This window comes from Bacillus proteolyticus (assembly GCF_001884065.1).
Taxonomy (GTDB): domain Bacteria; phylum Bacillota; class Bacilli; order Bacillales; family Bacillaceae_G; genus Bacillus_A; species Bacillus_A proteolyticus.
The window spans coordinates 262881-280756 of the sequence record NZ_MACH01000054.1; the positions used below are offsets into that span (position 1 = coordinate 262881).

Consider the following 17876-nt stretch of genomic DNA (forward strand, 5'->3'; position numbering starts at 1 on the left):
GAAAAGGAGAATCGATTTGAAAGGGAAATATTTAATGGTTTTATGTGTTATTTTACTCGCGTCGTGTGGTCAAGCCGAGCAAAAGAAAGAATCGAAACAAGTAGAGGAGACAGTGAATGAAGTGAAAGAACCATTACAAGTAACTGTTATACAAAAAGGTACAGAAGAAAAAAAATTAAAGAAAATGGATGCGGAGTTAGTGGTAGATATTATAAACAAAGCAGAAAAACAAGAAGTAACAGGTAGCTTTGGTGAAGCAGAATATGAAATACAAATTAGTAGAGATGGGAAAATAGAAACGTATTATGCATGGTTAAGAGGAGAGGATCGACGGGGATGGGTGCAATATAAAAAAGCTATGTATATGCTGAATGAAAAAGATACGGAAAAACTTTTGGCTATATTTCCAAAGATTCCAGAACAAAAAGAAGATGAGATGCAGGTAGGGCCTTTAACGGAAATAACGAAAAAAGATTTGCAGATTACCGCGTTCCATATTAAAGCGGGTGATCAAAAAATGAATTATACAGTACGTTATACGATTTCACAATCACTATATAATAAGTTAGCGAAGGAACAAGAATATTATTTGCAATTGATTTTCCCGGAAAAGGTTCAAAAATTTATCGGAGCAAAAGAAAGTGAAATAATTGCAGCAGAAAAAGTAAAGGAAGGGTATAAACAGTATGAATTGAATGTTACTGTTCCGATAAAAGATGCTTCAGAATCACAATTAAAATCACTAGAAGCCTATTATGATAATTACGATTTGCAAATATTAAATAGTAAGAAAGAAAAAGTAGGAGCATTTCAAAACATTATTCAAATTGTTAAAGATTATGGTGAAAAAATGAACTTACAAAGATAAAGTGAAACTTTAATCAGTGGGGGATCCATCCCCTACTGATTATTAGCCTATACCAATCGGGCGTTTACGGGATAAATGTGAATCGTAAAGTCTATACAGATTTTCCTAGGAAATGATAAGAGAGGGGAAAGAATCCCCTCTCTATTACTTTGCTTTTGCAGATGGCTCATTCATTGATTTTCGTGTAATAAGAAAAGAAATCATAAGAGCGGAAAGAATGATAAGAGCAATAAATAAGTGATTTGGCAACAAATCTAATAATAATACGTAGCTAACGGTATAAAAAATAAGAGTTGAAGCTAAAAAAGATAGAGCGCCTATCATAAGGGATTGTAATTTCATTTGTAATACCTCCTTTCATTTATATTTTTGGCTAAAAATGGATGTAATAAACATTATTTCTAACAATAGAAAAAAATATGTCATAATAAAGACAAGAATAGGTTTTGGTGAGTGTAAATGACTCAGTAAAGTGAGATAAAGGAGAGGAATATGAAAAAAAATAAAAAAGGGTTATGGGGAATTATCGTTGCAATAGGGTTATTTTTACTGTCTAAGTTAAAGTGGGTATTTGCCATTTTTAAGTTAGCAAAATTCTCAACAGTATTTAGTATGTTCTTATCGCTTGGGGCATACGCGGTTATATATGGATGGAAATTTGGGGTAGCGCTCGTTTATTTGTTGTTTGTTCATGAAATGGGTCATTTATGGGCCGCGAAAAGAAAAGGGATACCAACATCGCCGGCGATCTTTATTCCATTTATGGGAGCTCTTATTGGCATGAAAGAAATGCCGAAAAATGCAAAAGATGAAGCTTACATCGCCTTTATGGGGCCTCTTTTCGGCTTGCTTTCATTTTTACCGGCTATTCCACTATATATAATAACGAAAGAGCCATTTTGGGCGCTTATTATTTTGCTTGGAAGTATGATTAATTTCTTTAATTTAATTCCAGTTTCTCCGTTAGATGGTGGAAGAATAATTTCAGTTGTAAGTACGAAAATTTGGGGAGCAGGGCTAGTTGTACTACTTGGCTATTCTATTTACTTCAAAAGTATTTTAGGTGGATTTATTGTTATTATCGGTTGTATGGAATTGTATAGAGTAATAAAGAGAGATGAACCGATTAAGGAATTAGGATATAAAATCGATGGAATGAAAGAATATGTTTCTAGGCTTGAAGAGGAATTAAAAGAAACTGGTGCGGTGCATCGCACTATTTATATGATTCATCATGAGATGAATGTATTAAGACAAAGAGAGCGTGAGAAAGAATTAAAAACAGAAGAAATTCAAAAAATCGAAGTGCTAGAATACCTTTTACCAAAGTTTGAGCCGCTTGATTATGTCCCATATGAAGATGAAAAAGATGAGTATACAATTCATATAAGAGAAGCATTTGAAGTGTCGGAAAGAAAATTAAATGAATGGGAAATAGAAAAGGAACAACAAGAAAATTATTATAAAGTTGATACGAAAACAAAATGGACAGTTTTTGCTTGTTATATCGGATTAATGGCTATACTCGGTTATACAGCTTATGAAGGTTATATTGTTTTACAAGAGCATTTACCAAAGAGAAGTTTGTAGAAAAATAGTGTCGAAATGACAAGAAGGATTTAAACAGGAATTACATTTCTGCGAGAGAATGTTACAAGTGTAACAGTACATTGTAATATTCATAGTAGAAAAGGAGTTCTGTATATGAAGAAATTGTTAAGTGTATTGGTAACTATTACTGTAATGGCAATAGCGAGCTATAGTCTTACGAAAGTACTACTGTATTATGCGAATAAGTCTGCTGGAGTAAATACAGTAGCACAAATAGAAGATGTGCAAGAGAAGAAGAAGACACTCGAGTTTGTTCGTACGACGCATGAAAGTTATAATAATTTCTTGAACTATGGTAAGGCAGAGGAATACACAGATGGGGATTGGAAACATTTTAAACAATGGTTTCAAGAGCAAGAACCTTCTTTAAAAAATATACATAAAGAAATAAAAAATGAAAAAATAAAACGTGATGTGAATAGAAGTTATGAAATTGTAAAAAAAGGTGTGGAGCTTCATAATATTGAGTATGTAGTCTATGCTCATCGCGTATATCATGACTTGGATATACTTGTAAATAAATATAAAGGTGAAACGAATGTGTGGGGGTATACCGAGTTTGGAGATGGGCAGAATATACAAGTAATTGAACAAGCGATACAAACGAAGTAGTAGGCTAGCTAGAATTCTAGTTAGTTTTTTTTTGAGCACTATTAATGATGGCTAATTAAAATTTACTTAATATGTGCATTGTTCATATATTTTTCACAAAAACACCATGCCAATAGTGATTAAAATCACAATATGTATTATACAATTCAGTTAAACTAAAATCAGTTAAAGAAATAGAGGAGTGGGATACAATGTTAAGTGCAAAAACAATTGAAATCGTAAAATCAACAGTACCGTTATTACAGGAAAAAGGCGTTGAAATTACAACGAGATTTTATCAAATTTTATTTTCGGAACATCCGGAGTTATTGAATATTTTCAACCATACGAATCAGAAAAAGGGAAGACAACAACAAGCATTAGCAAATGCGGTTTATGCAGCTGCAATGTACATTGATAATTTAGAGGCTATTATTCCAGTTGTAAAACAAATAGGTCATAAGCATAGAAGTTTAGGTATTAAAGCAGAGCATTATCCAATAGTAGGTACATGCTTACTACGAGCGATTAAAGAGGTCGCAGGCGCACCAGACGAAGTTTTAAATGCATGGGGAGAAGCGTATGGCGTCATTGCTGATGCATTCATTAGCATTGAAGCGGATATGTATGAAGAAGCTGCACATAAAGAAGGTGGATGGAAAGATTTCCGCAACTTTGTGATTGTTAAAAAGGTGAAGGAAAGTGACGTTATTACATCATTTTATTTAAAACCTGAAGATGGCGGGAAAGTTTCATCATTCATCCCAGGACAATATGTAACGATTCAAATAAATATTGAAGGTGAAACATATACGCATAATCGTCAATATAGCCTATCTGATGCTCCTGGAAAAGAATACTATCGCATTAGTGTAAAGAAAGAAAAAGGTGTAGATACACCAGATGGTAAAGTATCTAATTACTTACATGATCATGTAGGAGAAGGAGATGTCTTACCAGTAAGTGCACCAGCGGGAGATTTCGTGTTAAATATGGAGTCAACATTACCTGTTGTATTAATTAGTGGTGGAGTAGGTATTACACCGATGATGAGTATGTTAAATACGCTAATCGAACAAGAATCAAAGCGTAATGTATGCTTTGTTCATGCGGCGATAAATAGTAATACACATGCGATGAAAGAGCATGTTGAGACAGTAGAAAAAGAGTATGAACAAGTGAAAGCATATACTTGCTACTCTTCACCGACAGAGCAAGATGTGGAAATGAAGAATTTTGACAAAGAAGGATTCATTGAACGTGGATGGTTACAAACTATTATTCCAACAATTGAAGCAGAATTTTATTTCTGTGGCCCAGTACCATTTATGAAGCATATAAATGCTGCATTAATTGATTTGGGTGTTAAACAAGAGAACATTCATTATGAATTTTTCGGTCCTGCAGCAAGCTTACAATAGATTAACGTTGCTAAGCAAAAAACGAGGTATTATTTTACCTCGTTTTTTGCTTGTTCTCTTAATAAGCGATTTACTGTTTCGCGGCGTACACCTATAAGTTGACCAATTTCAGTTTGTGTTAATATTTCATAAATAGGAATGTCACCTAAATATAAGGTGAACCACTCTTGTAAACGATGAAGGCGCTCTTTAGGAGAGACAGTTGTCAATTGATCGATACGCTGTTGCATCATTCTTAATTTCGATTGTAATTGCGTAGCGATATTTTCATACGATGCAGGATTTTCCTGAAGTTGACCGTACCATTCATTGCTAATTATAGGCTCAACTTCTGTTTTCATTAAAGCGATAGCTGTACCGTGATATTCCTTCGGTGAAATTAAAGAATGGTGAGGTATCGTTTCACCAGGAACGATAATATTAAATAAAAATGGTGTTCCGTCTGCTTCTAACCGAATAACTTTTAATAAACCTGTTTTTATAAAATATAATGGACCGTCCTCACCTTGACGGAATAATACATCTCCCTTATGTAGAATCAATGTTAGCCCCCCATTAAAACATTTCTATTTCTTATATTTTAGCGTATATGTATCAAGACAATATGCTTTTTAAACAGCAATTTCATTGACGAAATGTATGCTATTACAGTAGTATACTATTTAGTGTGTAATAGTACTAGCAATGAATACGCTGTAGGGGGTTTAGTATATTGTTAGATGCGATGAAGATGACGGATATGAGAATTCCGGCGAATGCTACCATTCATGTAGAAGAGATGAATGGTGGAGTCGTTTTATCCGTTGAAATAGACGGCCAAATTATTTATACGATGGCTTATGATGAAGAAACAGATAGTTATGCTGAATTATATGATCGAAATGATAAGAGGGCGTGCCAAGTACATGAAGACTTTATGGGATGGTCACTTCTTCACTAAAAAGATGTCAATATGACATCTTTTTTTATTGAATCGATAGATTATACAAAGAAATGAAATATAAGGATAAAATTTGTAATAAATGATTTTGCATTGTTAGCACTTTGTAACTGCATGCGACCTGTTTTTTCGCTATCATAAAGATAACAGTCGTAGCTATAGGAGTGATCAACTTGAAGAAAGTACATATTTCAAATTTTATGCTATTAAGTGTTTGTTTAGTTTTATTTGTTCTCCTAGGAGCCTTTTTATATTCATGTGTATAAGAAAAAACGCATTCTAGAAAGAACGCGTTATAAAAATGAAGTAATGATTAATCTAGTTCCAAGAATAATTAATGTGATACGTAATAAATTAATTACGGCATTACCACTTAATTTTGTGTTAATATAAGCCCCGATTTTTCCGCCAATCCATGCACCAGGAATCAAAATTAATGCATAGATCCAGCTAACATTTCCAAGGGAGATGTGAGTTGCAGAACTTACAATTGCTGATAAAAATACGATAAACATCGAAGTTGCTACAGCAATGTGTGCTGGGAACGCAAAAAGGAGCATCATCGCTGGCACAAGTAAGGCGCCACCACCGATTCCGAATAATCCGGATATAAATCCAACTATAAAGGCGATAAAGATAGCGAGAAATGGTGGGAATTGATAGTCTACAGTATTTCCTTCTTTATCTGTAAAAGATCGTTTAATTACAGTCATATTTGATAAGGAAAGAGGTTTCAATTTGTCCCGTAACATAAGAAGAATGGAGACGAATATAAGAAAAATCCCAAAGTATAAAGAAAATGTATCTTGGTTTAAAAATTTGTTTGCCCATGACCCGATAATACCACCAGGGCCACTCCCGATAAATAAAATAAGTCCACTTTTATAATCTACCCGTTTATGTTTCATGTATGTAAGGGTAGAAGACAGCCCTGTAAAAACGACTGTTACCATAGAAGTTCCTACTGCGAGTTGTGGTGATAAACTGTGTAATCCAATTAATAACGGAACGATAATAATTCCGCCCCCAAGCCCTACTAGGCTCCCGACTGTCCCGGCGATTAATCCGATGAAAAGTAACATGATGTATTCCAAAATTGCCAACTCCTCTATATAACTTATCCAACAATCATTATACACGCTTTTTAATAAGAAATAGACTTGTTCACAAAAAAGTCGTCTTCCTGGAAAAATAAGGAAGACGACTTTTGATTAAAAGATTAAGTGTAATAAGTAGTAAAATAACGCAGCTAAAGAAGCTGAAATAGGAAGTGTAATTACCCATGTAATTAACATGCGTTTTGCAGTTCCCCATTTTACACCTTTCACACGATGTGAAGCACCAACTCCTAAAATAGAAGAAGAGATAACGTGCGTTGTACTAACCGGTAAGTGAATGAATGTTGCACCGAAAATAACAAGTGATGATGATAAATCGGCAGCTACACCATTTACAGGACGAATTTTCATAATTTGTCCACCGACAGTTTTAATAATTTTCCACCCACCGACAGAAGTACCAAGCCCCATTGCAGTTGCACAAGCTAATTGTACCCAGAAAGGGATGTCGTCAGAAGTATGATAGTTATTGGCCATAAGAGCCATCGTAATGATTCCCATTGCTTTTTGTGCATCATTCGTACCGTGTGTAAAAGCTTGTAATGCTGCAGTGAAGATCTGGAATATACGGAAGTTTTTGTTCGTTTTCGTTAAGTTAAAGTTTTTAAAGACGACTTTAAAAATACTATATACGATATAACCAATAACAAAAGCGATAATCGGTGAAATGATTAAAGCTTCAAGAATTTTTATAAACCCTTTATAGTTTAATGCGTTAACACCAGCAGCAGCAATTGCTGCACCAGCGATTGCGCCAATGATTGCATGCGAAGAACTACTTGGAATACCATAGTACCAAGTGATTAAATTCCAAGCTATTGCCGCAAGCAAAGCAGCTAAAATTACAAGAGAACCATTAGGTAAAGCAAATGGGTCAACGATATCTTTTGTAATAGTTTTTGCTACACCTGTAAATGTCATCGCACCTAAAAAGTTCATAAGAGCTGCCATAATAATTGCATGTCTAGGCTTTAGAGCTTTCGTTGAAACAGCCGTTGCAATAGCGTTTGCTGTATCGTGAAATCCATTGATAAAGTCAAAAGCTAAAGCGCAAATGACTACTAAAACGGTCAGTATCAAGAGTGTATCCATGATCAAACTCCTTACGCGTTCTTCATAATGATTGTTTCTAATACGTTTGCAACGCTTTGACAGCTATCAGCTACTTCTTCAAGCTCTTCGTAAATCTCTTTAAATTGAATAATTTTAATCGGATCTTTCTCACGAGAGAATAAGTGCTTAATCGCATGACGGCGAATATCATCACATTGTGATTCGTAATCCTTAATCTTAATCGCATTTGTACGAATATCGACTAATTTCTTTTTAGACAGTAATTCAACAGAGTTTGCAATTTCAATCGCACATTGATTAATTGCTTCTACGAATTTAATCATGTATTCATCAGCTTCTGTAATAGAATACATTTCGAATAGACCAGCACTATGATCTAATCCGTCTAATACATCATCCATACTCATTGCAAGCTGTAGGATGTCTTCACGTTCAATAGGAGTAATAAACGCTTTGTTTAGCTCCATAATGATTTCGTGAATAAATGAGTCACCTTTTGACTCATACTCTTTCATGCGCATAGAAAACTCTTTTAAATCGCTAGCATTTTTAATTTTATACTCCACGAAAAACTGCGCGCCTTCTTTTAAATTTTCGGAAACATTCATTAGCATTTCAGAAAATTTATCTTTTTTTGATTTAAAGACCATTATTAGTTACCCCCACAAAAGTAATATATGTAAAATATATTGGCTAGTCAATTCTAACAAAAAACTGTCGTTTTTTAAAACATTTTATCGAAAAGTTTACAAAAACTTAACATAACTCACATTGTTGCATTAATAATATCAATACTAATGGTGAATATCTTACTTGTAGAATGTCCTTTTCTTGTAAAAAGTATGAATGTGAAAGAAAAGCTTTACACTATAGGAAAGACTACGTTATTATAATAAATTTAAAAGGAGGTATATTCTTCCTTTTAAAAAGAAGCGTGTAAACAAACGAAGGAAGTGAACGAATGAAATTGAAGAACACTCACTTAAAAAAAACGCTTGAGTGGTTCAATCAGAGGAAAAAACTACGCAATTCATTAATTGTATTGGGAAGTTTGCTCGTTACTCTATTTATTGCTGTAAATATAATAATTTCCATTCAAGATATATCTGAATTAAAACAAGCTGTACCACAACCGACTTTAATTTATGATGCAAATAATGAAGTTGCGACTAAATTAGCTTCTTCTAAAACAGAAGGGGTCAAAAGGAAAGATATTCCTGATATTATGGTTCAAGCAATTGTTGCAGTAGAAGATAAGGAATTTTTTAGTCATCATGGCATTTACTATAGTGGAATCATAAGCGCTGTATTTAAGAACATTACAGCTGGTGAAGTTGTGGCTGGTGGTAGTACAATTACACAACAACTTGCAAAAAATGTATTTTTAACACAAGATCGCACATACTCACGTAAAATAAAGGAATATTTTTTAACAAAAAAAATAGAGCGTACTTATTCAAAAGATGAAATTATAGAAATGTATATGAATCAAATTTATTTTGGTGAAGGTGCTTGGGGGATAAAAAGAGCAGCCAAATCTTATTTTGATAAAGATGTAAAAGACTTAACAATTTCAGAAGCTGCAACGATTGCAGGATTAATTAAAGCGCCATCTGCGTATTCGCCGTATAAAAACTTTAATAAATCCATTGAAAGACGTAATGTCGTATTAAGTTTAATGAAGGAACAAGGATATATTTCTGAAGAACAATATAATCAGGAGAAAGAATCAGGTCTTGTATTACGACGTGGTGTTGACGATAAATATAAGGGAAAATACTCTCAATACGTAGATTATATTGTTAGAGAAGCGATGGACAAGTATGAATTAACACAAAATGAAATTTTAGCAGGTGGTTATCGTATTTATACGGAACTTGACCCGAAAAAACAACAAGCGGTTGAAGATGTTGTGAATAATGATAGTTATTTTAAAGATAGTGGTTCAGATCAGCTTATGCAAACTGGAGTGGTCCTTATGAATCCCAAAACTGGCGGTGTTCCAGCTTTAGTTGGAGGTAGAGGTCCATATCAATTTTTACAGTTTAATCATGCGACACAATTAAAAAGGCAGCCCGGTTCAACGTTAAAGCCTCTTGCAGTGTATGTACCAGCGTTAGAGCAAGGATATGAAGTATACGATGTTTTAAAAGATGAACCATTTAATATTAAAGAATATGCACCACAAAATAGTGATCATACGTTCCATGGCAATGTGACAATGTATGAAGCAGTGGCAAAGTCATATAATGTTTCAGCAGTTTGGCTATTAGAGCAAATTGGATTAGATAAAGGATTGAAATCTTTAGAGCGGTTTGGTATTCCATTAGAGCCTGAAGATCGTACGTATCCGATTGCTTTAGGAGGTATGCATGTAGGGACTTCTCCATTTGTAATGGCTCAAGCGTATAGCACATTGGCAAATGATGGTGTCCAAGTAGAAGCTCATGCTATTAGAGAAATCCAAAATGCTGAAGGGGAAACAATTGGAAAATGGTATAAGAAAGAAACTCGTGTGACGAACGAGAAAGTTGCCCAAAAGATGACATACTTATTAAAAGGTGTTATTGAAAGGGGAACGGGTGAAAAAGCGAAAGTTAATAATATCGATACCGCAGGCAAAACGGGGACTACCCAGCTTGTAAATGGACCAAGCACTGGTGCGAAGGATTCGTGGTTTGTTGGATACACACCGGATTTAGTAGGTGCGATTTGGGTAGGGTATGATAAAACAGATAGTGAGCATTATGTGCCAGGAGGCAGCCAAATTACAACGACAATGTTCCGGGACATTATGAAGAAAGCGAATGGAAATCCAGCTCAAAAGGCATTTCAGTTATCACTAATACCTGAGGCGGATTATACAAAGCAATTAAAAATGATTGAGGAAGAAAAACGAAGGAAAGAAGAAGAGGAAAAACGAAAAGAAGAGGAACAACAAAGAAAAAAAGAGCAACAAGAGTGGTTTGACAAAGTGAAAGAGTGGATTCCATCATTTTGGTAAAAGAAAGAGGCGAATAACGAAATTCGCCTCTTTTTCGTATGGAAAATAAAGTGAAACTTTAATCGGTGGAAATCTTTGCATACCTTTACTTGTTATTAGTACATATCAATTGGGATAAATGATATTACTCGTTAAGTATAATATTCGTACTGCCAAAGGATTGAGAATCGTATGTGACGATTACGGTACCTATACTAATAGGTTCGTAAGGTAATTCTTCTTCATAATTACCATTATTTTTATTGTGAATAGAAAGTGTGATTTCATCAATTTCTTTATTTGTATACTGATCTTTAATCGTTTCAGCAATTTGAAGTAGCGCTTCGTAACTAGAAGCTTCTGTAATAAGCATTCCTTTTATAACCTTTTTTTCATTTTGTGTGGAAGAGGAATACGGGATGTCGTTTTGTTTTGTATACAGAAGTTCGTATGGAACTGTTTTTCTTTCTGCTTTTGAAATGTTTGAATATTTTAGAGTTAAAAGAAATCCTATACATAAAATTATGCATACCATAAGAACAAACCAAAAACGTGTCAGTGATATAATTCTCATTATCATCCCTCTTTCATGTCTTTGTCTTCACTATTTATCATACAAAAAGAGAATTAAGCTAAAGTAAATTTGAAGTAAAGAAACGTAAAGAAGGAGTACTTATCCTCCAAAATAAGTACTCCTTTTTATTAAAAGAGAGATTTAACATACAATCAAAATAATACAAATTACTATAAACCAAATATTCTTGGTCTTTCAAAAATAAGATAAAAACTAAAAGTTAGTAAATTCGGAAGACTGATAGTGTAGCTGTTGTGTCACCAGTGTTAGGAATAGAAATAGTATTAGCTGTAGGTTGTACAGCGATTGTTGTACCAGCTTGTAAAGTAACGATTGTAGAGAAAGAAACAGCACTACCGATAACGTTAGTTGAAAAATTGCGAGTAGGTGGTTGACCGTTGAATGAAATACCGAACCCGAATGGTGAAGAACCCGGGAAGGTTGTAGATGCTGAGAAACTAATATCGTATACTCCTGTTTCTAGAATAGTTAAAGTATCTGAAGTGTCGTTAAAAGTTATATTATTTATTTCAAAAACTTGATTGAATTGGATGTTTGTTCCAGGAAATATAGTTTGTGCATTGGAGTTTCCTATTGCTGCTATAGTTACAGGGATTGGTGTGCCCGCCGGTCCAGTAGCACCGGTAACACCAGCAGGTCCTTGAGCACCTTGAGCGCCAGTAGCACCAGCAGGTCCTATTGTTCCTCCACCAAGGAACCTGATCCATATTGAACTAGGATAGCTTGAATTTCTGTAATAAGCTTAACTAGTTTATCGATAGTACAGCAATCGATTTTGAATAACTTAGTAATATACAATAAATAATTAAGCAAACTTTGTAGCTCAACGTACAATGCTCCGCATGAGAAAGGTGAGGACTTTAGGATAGTTAATAAGTTAGCAATAATAGAACTACCAATTTTTTCTTGTGCAGGTGATAAATCTAAGCAACTGAGGAATTTTTGAAGATTATTCAGGAGAGCAATTAGTTTATCGATGTTTTCTTGAGAAGGGTTTTGAAATACAGCTTGAATACTATGACCAAGAGCTTGAAGAAGTCTAGCATACTCTTTTAGTTCTGCCTTAGAGATGTTAATATAACTGCAAGCTCTTACTTCGCAACAATCATTACCATAAAATACTTTCCCTTTCTTTTATAGAATAAATAGTCGTTACTATATAATAAAATGAAAACTAAACTGAATTCGTGAGGGACAAACTACTATTTCAAAAAAATAAGAAGTTTACCTATATTTTGAAAACAAAGAACAATGAAGAGATAGAGAAAGATTTATATGAGTTAAAAAAGAATAGGCTAGAATAAAAAAACTGCACGCAAATTGTTAAATTATATCTAACAATTTGCGTGCAGTTTGTGGAACAGCACAACCTTTTTAATGATTAATTCGTTCATAGTTCGCTTTAGGTAAAATTGGAATAGAAATAGTGAAAGTTGTACCGTTTTGATTACTAGACATTTTTAATGTACCGTTATGATTTTGAATAATTTTCTTCGTTACTGACAAGCCCAGTCCTGTTCCTGAATCTTTTGTTGAGAAGAATGGATCAAAGATATATTCTTGAATAGCTGGAGGAACCCCAGTTCCGTTATCTGTGAAAGTAATCCGAACAAAGTTATCTAGGCGATAACTAGAGATTTGAATGGAAAGAGGTCTTTCGCCTCGAGCATCGATAGCATTTTGAAATAAATTTAAAAAAACTTGCACGAGTTCATGGCGATCAATATTGACGAGTACACCATCTAATTCAGTAGAAAAATCATAGTCAATAGAAATGTTGTGCAAAAAAACTTCACTAGCAAGTAGTTGTTGAATATATTCGCGTAAAAACGTATTGATCGGAAAAGGTTCTCTAGTAAATTCACGCGTTTTTGAAATGGCTAAAAATTTTGTGATAATACTATTTGCACGATCTAATTCAGGAATGAGTAGACTTTTAAACAATTCTTTATTGGATGGAGAAACGCTATCTTGTAGAAATTGCAAGTATCCACGTACCGTTGTAAGAGGATTTCGTACTTCATGTGCAATCCCAGCAGCAATTCGACCAGCTAGAGAAAACTTTTCGGCATCACGTTCTGTATTTAAATAATGAAATACACTAATAACTCGGAAAATCTCTCCATTATAATCACGAATAATGCGGTTGTTTACGATGCCGTAGTTTTTGTCCAATACTTCTTCATTATATATTTCGGTTCCCGTTTTTAACGTTTCAATAGCTTTAATTTGTTCTTCAGGTAAGTTTAATAACTGTTGAATTGGTTTCCCAATTATAGAATTTCGTATGACACCAAAATCATCTGCAGCAGCTTGATTACATAATGTAATGTTACCTTTATTATCAATAAAAGTGACGTGATGCGAAAATGCATCGAAAATATGAACAAAATATTTTTCGAGTTGTTCAAATAAAAATAGTGAATCGCAAGTAAGCTGAAATGTAGGCTCTTTATCTTTTTGTTGTATGGGTTGAATAGAATGAGATGTTCTCGTTTTTTTTATTTGCAAACCAATATGTGGATTTTTATATGTGAAATGATGTGGTAATTGATTTACAAGCTCTTCATATAACCGCACTTTATTTTCTAACTCTTTTATTCGATTTTCATGAGATAAAATAATATCGTCTTGAAGCATAAATAAATAACCCCTCAATTTAAAAATTCTTCCATCTAGTATATCATATTTTTATATAGATACTCTTAAAGAAAGAGCTACTTTGTGAAATTGGTCGGATGGTATTTTTGTGAAGTAATATAGAATGAGTGTAGGCTGAAGTTGAGAAGGGAGGAATTCGTTTGCTTTTTATTGGAGTAACGGGATGGGGAGATCATGATTCTTTATATGTAAATCCCTATGAAAATAGAAATAAATTGCGAACTTATAGTGAACATTTTCCCATTGTGGAAGTAGATAGTTCATTTTATGCGATACAACCTGCGCGGAATTATACAAAATGGGCGATGGAAACGCCGAAAGATTTTTCTTTTATAGTAAAAGCCTATCAAGGAATGACAGGACATATGAAAGGGGAAATCCCTTTTTCTACGTTCGATGAGATGTTTGATGTGTATAAACAATCCATTCTTCCTTTAATAGAAGCGAATAAATTAAAAATGATTTTATTTCAATATCCACCATGGTTTGATTGTAAAGTGAAAAATGTAGATTTACTTCGATACACGAAAGAAAAAATGGAAGATTTACCATGCGCAATAGAATTTCGAAATCAAACATGGTTTTATCCAGAAATGAGAGATAAGACGTTACAGTTTTTAGAAAAAGAAAAATGGATTCATACAATTTGTGATGAGCCTCAGGCAGGAATAGGATCAGTACCGCTTGTATTAGAGGCAACAAACTCGGACATGGCGTTAATACGTTTTCATGGCCGAAATGTCCATGGTTGGCTGGATAAAGGAGAAGATTGGAGAGCGGTTCGCTGTTTATATCGTTATAATAGTAAAGAGTTGGCGGAATGGGTAGAACGATTAGAGCGATTGAAAAAGAAGACGAAGGATATATTTGTTTTGTTTAATAATAATTCAGGTGGAGATGCCGCGGATAATGCAAAACAATTGATGGAAATGTTGAATATTACATATGGTGAACCGAAACCGGAGCAATTAAATTTATTTGAATAAATACAAACAAGAAAAGCACTGCACAAACAGGGGGAATGTACAGTGCTTTTCTATATGAAAAAGAGGGGTAACAATGTTACTGAGCGTTTGGTTGATTCATCAATTGTTGGCTTCATAATAAATGATAATGGTTATCATTATCATAGTCAATAGTTTTTCGAAAAATAAATAAAAAACTTTTGATATTTTGAAAATAAATAAAAAAAAGAACAGCGATTACTGCTGTTCTTTTCCATTGACGAATTGTTGTAAATCAAAAGGAGTTATCGCTTGGATAAATTCCTTTGAGATAAGCGTTTGAACAAGAGTGCTTTCAGAAATGGTAGCACCTGTTTTCTTTTCATAAGATTTCTTTAATAAATCAAGTTTTTCAGCCGTTTCTTTCGGTAATTCAATTGTTAATGTGTTCATAATTTCTCCCCCTTACTATTAGAGTACCACTACAGTATAGGAGAGACAAGGAAAGAGAATATGAAATATAAAAAAGGTTACCAGATTTATAAATGGTAACCTTTTTTATGTATAAGAGTTATTAAGCAATACCGATATACTTTAAAGTTTTTGATGGAGTACTGTGGTCAAAGAAGTGTTGTAAAAATGCGATATCAACACCTGATTTGTATGCACAATAGCCCCAAGTTTTTCGAAGTGTATGTGAGCTAATCCCTTCTAATCCAACTTCTTTTGCAGCTTTGTTTAAAATGTACCATGCATGTTGTCTCGTAATAGACTTTGTCCCTTTTTGAGACTTTAATAATGGTTCATTGCGTTTCCAAGTTTTACGTTCTTTCATGTAGTCTTCGATTGCGTGCTGTAAGTCTTCATTTACAGCAAACCATTTATGTTTTTTTACTTTTTCATTGTAAAATAAAATGGAATGGCGAACATTTTCATTTTCATCGATTACATCACTGACTCTTAATTGTAAAATTTCACTTACTTTTAAGCCAGAATTTACAGCTAATACGAATAATAAGCCATCACGTTTCGAAGATTGTAAAAGTATATTTTTGATAGTTTCTAATTGTTTTTCGTTTTGAATAGGTTGTCCTGCTTGTTTCATTTCACGCACTCTCCTCTTTTATGTGTGTAAAGGAAAGGATTAACTTGTTTCTAACTATAAAGGGAGAGTGTGAATTTCATGTGAACTCCTAGTGAAATTAAGACAAATTATTTGACTTCTTTTACTTTTTGTAAATTAAAATAAAATACAACGCTATTAGTAGTATTATACACACCGTATTCGGCGTGATGGAGATCTAAAATGTTTTTCACAATAGATAACCCAAGACCAGTACCTCCAGTATGACGGCTACGAGAAGCGTCTAAACGGTAGAAGCGATCCCAAATCTTTTCAAGGCTTTCTTCTGGAATAGGATTACCTGTGTTTTCGATTTCAATTTTCACATTATCTTCCGTTTCTACAACAGAGACGTGTATTCTTTCTCCATCTGGAGTGTATCGAATTGCATTGCTAAGTAAGTTTACAACTACTTGCTCAATACGGCTACGATTTGCTTTAACAAATAGAGAAGAGTCAGCATGTATGTCCACTTGTAAATGTTTTTCCTCCATGCTAAATAATAATTTTGTATAGATTTGTTGAATTAATTCACCGATTGAGAATGTCGACATTTCTAGTTTGTACGTACCAGATTCAAGTTTTGCTAATTCTAACATTTCAACAATAAGCCTGTTCATATTATCTGTTTCTTCCAAAATAACATTTGTATAATATGTCGTATCTCTACTTACGCCATCTTGAATACCTTCAGCGAAGCTACGAATAACACTAAGTGGTGTTTTTAATTCATGAGATACACCAGAAATGAATTCTTTTCTCGTTTTTTCTAATTGACGTTCGCGTTCAATATCTTGTTGTAATTTTGTATTGGCAACATTTAATCGGTCGATTCGATCTTTTAAATTTACAGAGAGTGTATTAATACTACCTGATAACCCACCAATTTCATCGTCTGCTGTAACAGGTAACTTCTCGCTAAAATCAAAGTTGGCCATTTTTTTTGTAACGCGATTTATCTTAATTAATGGTTTAACAATGATTTTTGAGTAGTAGAAGGATAACAAAATAATAACGAGAAACACGATAATTAAGGCATAGACATAATAATCTTTTAAAACGAGCATCGCTTCATTAACGGGTTGTAAAGATGCTATCGCAAAAGCGTACTCCTTAATTTCTCCGTTTTCCATAATAGGCTTTACAAAGACACTGTTTTTTATATTTTCCCCACTATCTAAAATATACGTGTTTAATTGATTTGAATTAGAAGCACCTTGCCTAATAGTTCTTGCAAAATATTGAACAGCTTGTAATGTTTCAAAATCCTTTGCAAGACGAACCTCAGTCTTGGAAGGAAGCTGTAATTTAGATATTACCCCAGTAAAATCGATTGGAGAACCAGTATCATTATATCGATTTTTAAGTTTATTTTTAGATGGATTACCACTAATAGATTGAAAATCTGAATTGAATTGTTCATTTTCCCATCTAGTATTATTAGTTATTAATTCTAGAGGTGTTATCATATTATTCGGTTGGAGTAGTCCGTCTACATAAATTATTCCATCTTTTTTTAATCCTAAGTTTGCGAATTTATTATATTCTTCTGGTGTTAAAAGATTGTTAAGGGGGATGGAATAGGTTTTATTATTGTTAGGGTTAATCACATCAATGTAAAAACTGTTTTCACTTTTAATAATTCCGTTAGAATCTAAAAATTGGATTTCGGCATTTGTTTTATCATGAAATTCTTGTTTTAATTTTCTAGTGTCCTCAAAGTCTTGAGCGCTTTTTTCGTAATTATCTACGAATTTTTCAAAAGCCGTTTGAACGGTTTTTACTTTCTTATTAATATAAAACTTCTCTAAAAATAGAGATTGTCCAAGGAAAAAAAGGAGAAATATGATTGTAAATAAAGTTGATGTTAATAAAAATAGTTTAAAGACGATGCTTCTGTTCTTCACTGTTTCACCTCGTATGAAAAATACTGTAATATAAATGATT

The 17876-nt window shown here is 33.5% G+C and carries 17 protein-coding genes and 1 pseudogene; 7 read left to right on the forward strand and 11 right to left on the reverse strand.

Annotation, left to right across the window (positions count from 1 at the left end; all coding sequences use genetic code 11):
• Positions 1-16 precede the first annotated feature (16 nt).
• A complete protein-coding gene (locus BAQ49_RS07755) occupies positions 17-868 on the forward strand; it encodes a YhfM domain-containing protein (RefSeq protein WP_071744855.1) in 852 nt (283 codons plus the stop codon).
• 144 nt (positions 869-1012) lie between these two features.
• Here the strand turns inward: BAQ49_RS07755 and BAQ49_RS07760 are convergent, their stop codons facing one another.
• Positions 1013-1210 (reverse strand): hypothetical protein, encoded by a 198-nt coding sequence (locus BAQ49_RS07760; protein WP_000776285.1) that lies wholly within the window; start codon positions 1208-1210, stop codon positions 1013-1015.
• Between the two features lie 150 nt (positions 1211-1360).
• On the opposite strand from BAQ49_RS07760, the gene BAQ49_RS07765 reads away from it, so the two are divergent.
• The 3 genes from BAQ49_RS07765 to hmpA all read left to right on the forward strand — a co-directional run bounded on the left by BAQ49_RS07765 (position 1361) and on the right by hmpA (position 4491).
• On the forward strand, positions 1361-2458 hold the full coding sequence (locus tag BAQ49_RS07765) for a site-2 protease family protein (RefSeq protein ID WP_071744856.1): 1098 nt from the start codon (positions 1361-1363) through the stop codon (positions 2456-2458).
• A 114-nt stretch (positions 2459-2572) separates the two neighbouring features.
• Positions 2573-3091 (forward strand): hypothetical protein, encoded by a 519-nt coding sequence (locus tag BAQ49_RS07770; RefSeq protein ID WP_071744857.1) that lies wholly within the window; start codon positions 2573-2575, stop codon positions 3089-3091.
• A 191-nt stretch (positions 3092-3282) separates the two neighbouring features.
• Positions 3283-4491, forward strand: a complete 1209-nt coding sequence (gene hmpA, locus BAQ49_RS07775) for an NO-inducible flavohemoprotein (protein WP_071744858.1) — start codon at positions 3283-3285, stop codon at positions 4489-4491.
• Between the two features lie 29 nt (positions 4492-4520).
• On the opposite strand, the gene BAQ49_RS07780 is transcribed toward hmpA, so the two are convergent.
• On the reverse strand, positions 4521-5033 hold the full coding sequence (locus BAQ49_RS07780; RefSeq protein WP_071744859.1) for a Crp/Fnr family transcriptional regulator: 513 nt from the start codon (positions 5031-5033) through the stop codon (positions 4521-4523).
• A gap of 170 nt (positions 5034-5203) precedes the next feature.
• Between BAQ49_RS07780 and BAQ49_RS07785 the strand changes: the two genes are divergently transcribed.
• Positions 5204-5431, forward strand: a complete 228-nt coding sequence (locus tag BAQ49_RS07785; protein WP_071744860.1) for a hypothetical protein — start codon at positions 5204-5206, stop codon at positions 5429-5431.
• Positions 5432-5724: 293 nt separating this feature from the next.
• Here the strand turns inward: BAQ49_RS07785 and BAQ49_RS07790 are convergent, their stop codons facing one another.
• The 3 genes from BAQ49_RS07790 to BAQ49_RS07800 form a co-directional block, all read right to left on the reverse strand.
• The gene (locus BAQ49_RS07790) at positions 5725-6525 is read right to left on the reverse strand and encodes a sulfite exporter TauE/SafE family protein (RefSeq protein ID WP_071744861.1); all 801 of its coding nucleotides are present in this window, start codon (positions 6523-6525) and stop codon (positions 5725-5727) included.
• Between the two features lie 117 nt (positions 6526-6642).
• Entirely contained in the window at positions 6643-7641 is a 999-nt protein-coding gene (locus tag BAQ49_RS07795) for an inorganic phosphate transporter (RefSeq protein WP_071744862.1), read from the reverse strand.
• 11 nt (positions 7642-7652) lie between these two features.
• The gene (locus tag BAQ49_RS07800; RefSeq protein ID WP_000231445.1) at positions 7653-8273 is read right to left on the reverse strand and encodes a DUF47 domain-containing protein; all 621 of its coding nucleotides are present in this window, start codon (positions 8271-8273) and stop codon (positions 7653-7655) included.
• Positions 8274-8584: 311 nt separating this feature from the next.
• Between BAQ49_RS07800 and BAQ49_RS07805 the strand changes: the two genes are divergently transcribed.
• Positions 8585-10627 carry a transglycosylase domain-containing protein gene (locus BAQ49_RS07805; protein WP_071744863.1) on the forward strand — a complete coding sequence of 681 codons (2043 nt, stop codon included), beginning with the start codon at positions 8585-8587 and terminating at the stop codon, positions 10625-10627.
• A gap of 124 nt (positions 10628-10751) precedes the next feature.
• Here the strand turns inward: BAQ49_RS07805 and BAQ49_RS07810 are convergent, their stop codons facing one another.
• The 3 genes and pseudogenes from BAQ49_RS07810 to BAQ49_RS07815 form a co-directional block, all read right to left on the reverse strand.
• On the reverse strand, positions 10752-11180 hold the full coding sequence (locus BAQ49_RS07810) for a hypothetical protein (protein WP_071744864.1): 429 nt from the start codon (positions 11178-11180) through the stop codon (positions 10752-10754).
• Between the two features lie 220 nt (positions 11181-11400).
• A pseudogene (locus BAQ49_RS33460) lies at positions 11401-12332 on the reverse strand (Gly-Xaa-Xaa repeat protein); the annotation flags it as partial.
• A gap of 243 nt (positions 12333-12575) precedes the next feature.
• Positions 12576-13841 (reverse strand): PAS domain-containing sensor histidine kinase, encoded by a 1266-nt coding sequence (locus BAQ49_RS07815; RefSeq protein ID WP_071744865.1) that lies wholly within the window; start codon positions 13839-13841, stop codon positions 12576-12578.
• Between the two features lie 161 nt (positions 13842-14002).
• Between BAQ49_RS07815 and BAQ49_RS07820 the strand changes: the two genes are divergently transcribed.
• Positions 14003-14848, forward strand: coding sequence for a DUF72 domain-containing protein (locus BAQ49_RS07820; RefSeq protein ID WP_071744866.1), 846 nt, complete (start codon positions 14003-14005; stop codon positions 14846-14848).
• 216 nt (positions 14849-15064) lie between these two features.
• On the opposite strand, the gene BAQ49_RS07825 is transcribed toward BAQ49_RS07820, so the two are convergent.
• From BAQ49_RS07825 to BAQ49_RS07835, 3 genes are all read right to left on the reverse strand, one after another.
• Positions 15065-15259: a DUF3924 family protein gene (locus BAQ49_RS07825; RefSeq protein WP_002149425.1), complete on the reverse strand. Its 195-nt coding sequence runs from the start codon at positions 15257-15259 to the stop codon at positions 15065-15067.
• A gap of 121 nt (positions 15260-15380) precedes the next feature.
• Positions 15381-15911 carry a tyrosine-type recombinase/integrase gene (locus BAQ49_RS07830; protein ID WP_071744867.1) on the reverse strand — a complete coding sequence of 177 codons (531 nt, stop codon included), beginning with the start codon at positions 15909-15911 and terminating at the stop codon, positions 15381-15383.
• A gap of 107 nt (positions 15912-16018) precedes the next feature.
• The gene (locus BAQ49_RS07835) at positions 16019-17836 is read right to left on the reverse strand and encodes a sensor histidine kinase (RefSeq protein WP_071744868.1); all 1818 of its coding nucleotides are present in this window, start codon (positions 17834-17836) and stop codon (positions 16019-16021) included.
• Positions 17837-17876 lie beyond the last annotated feature (40 nt).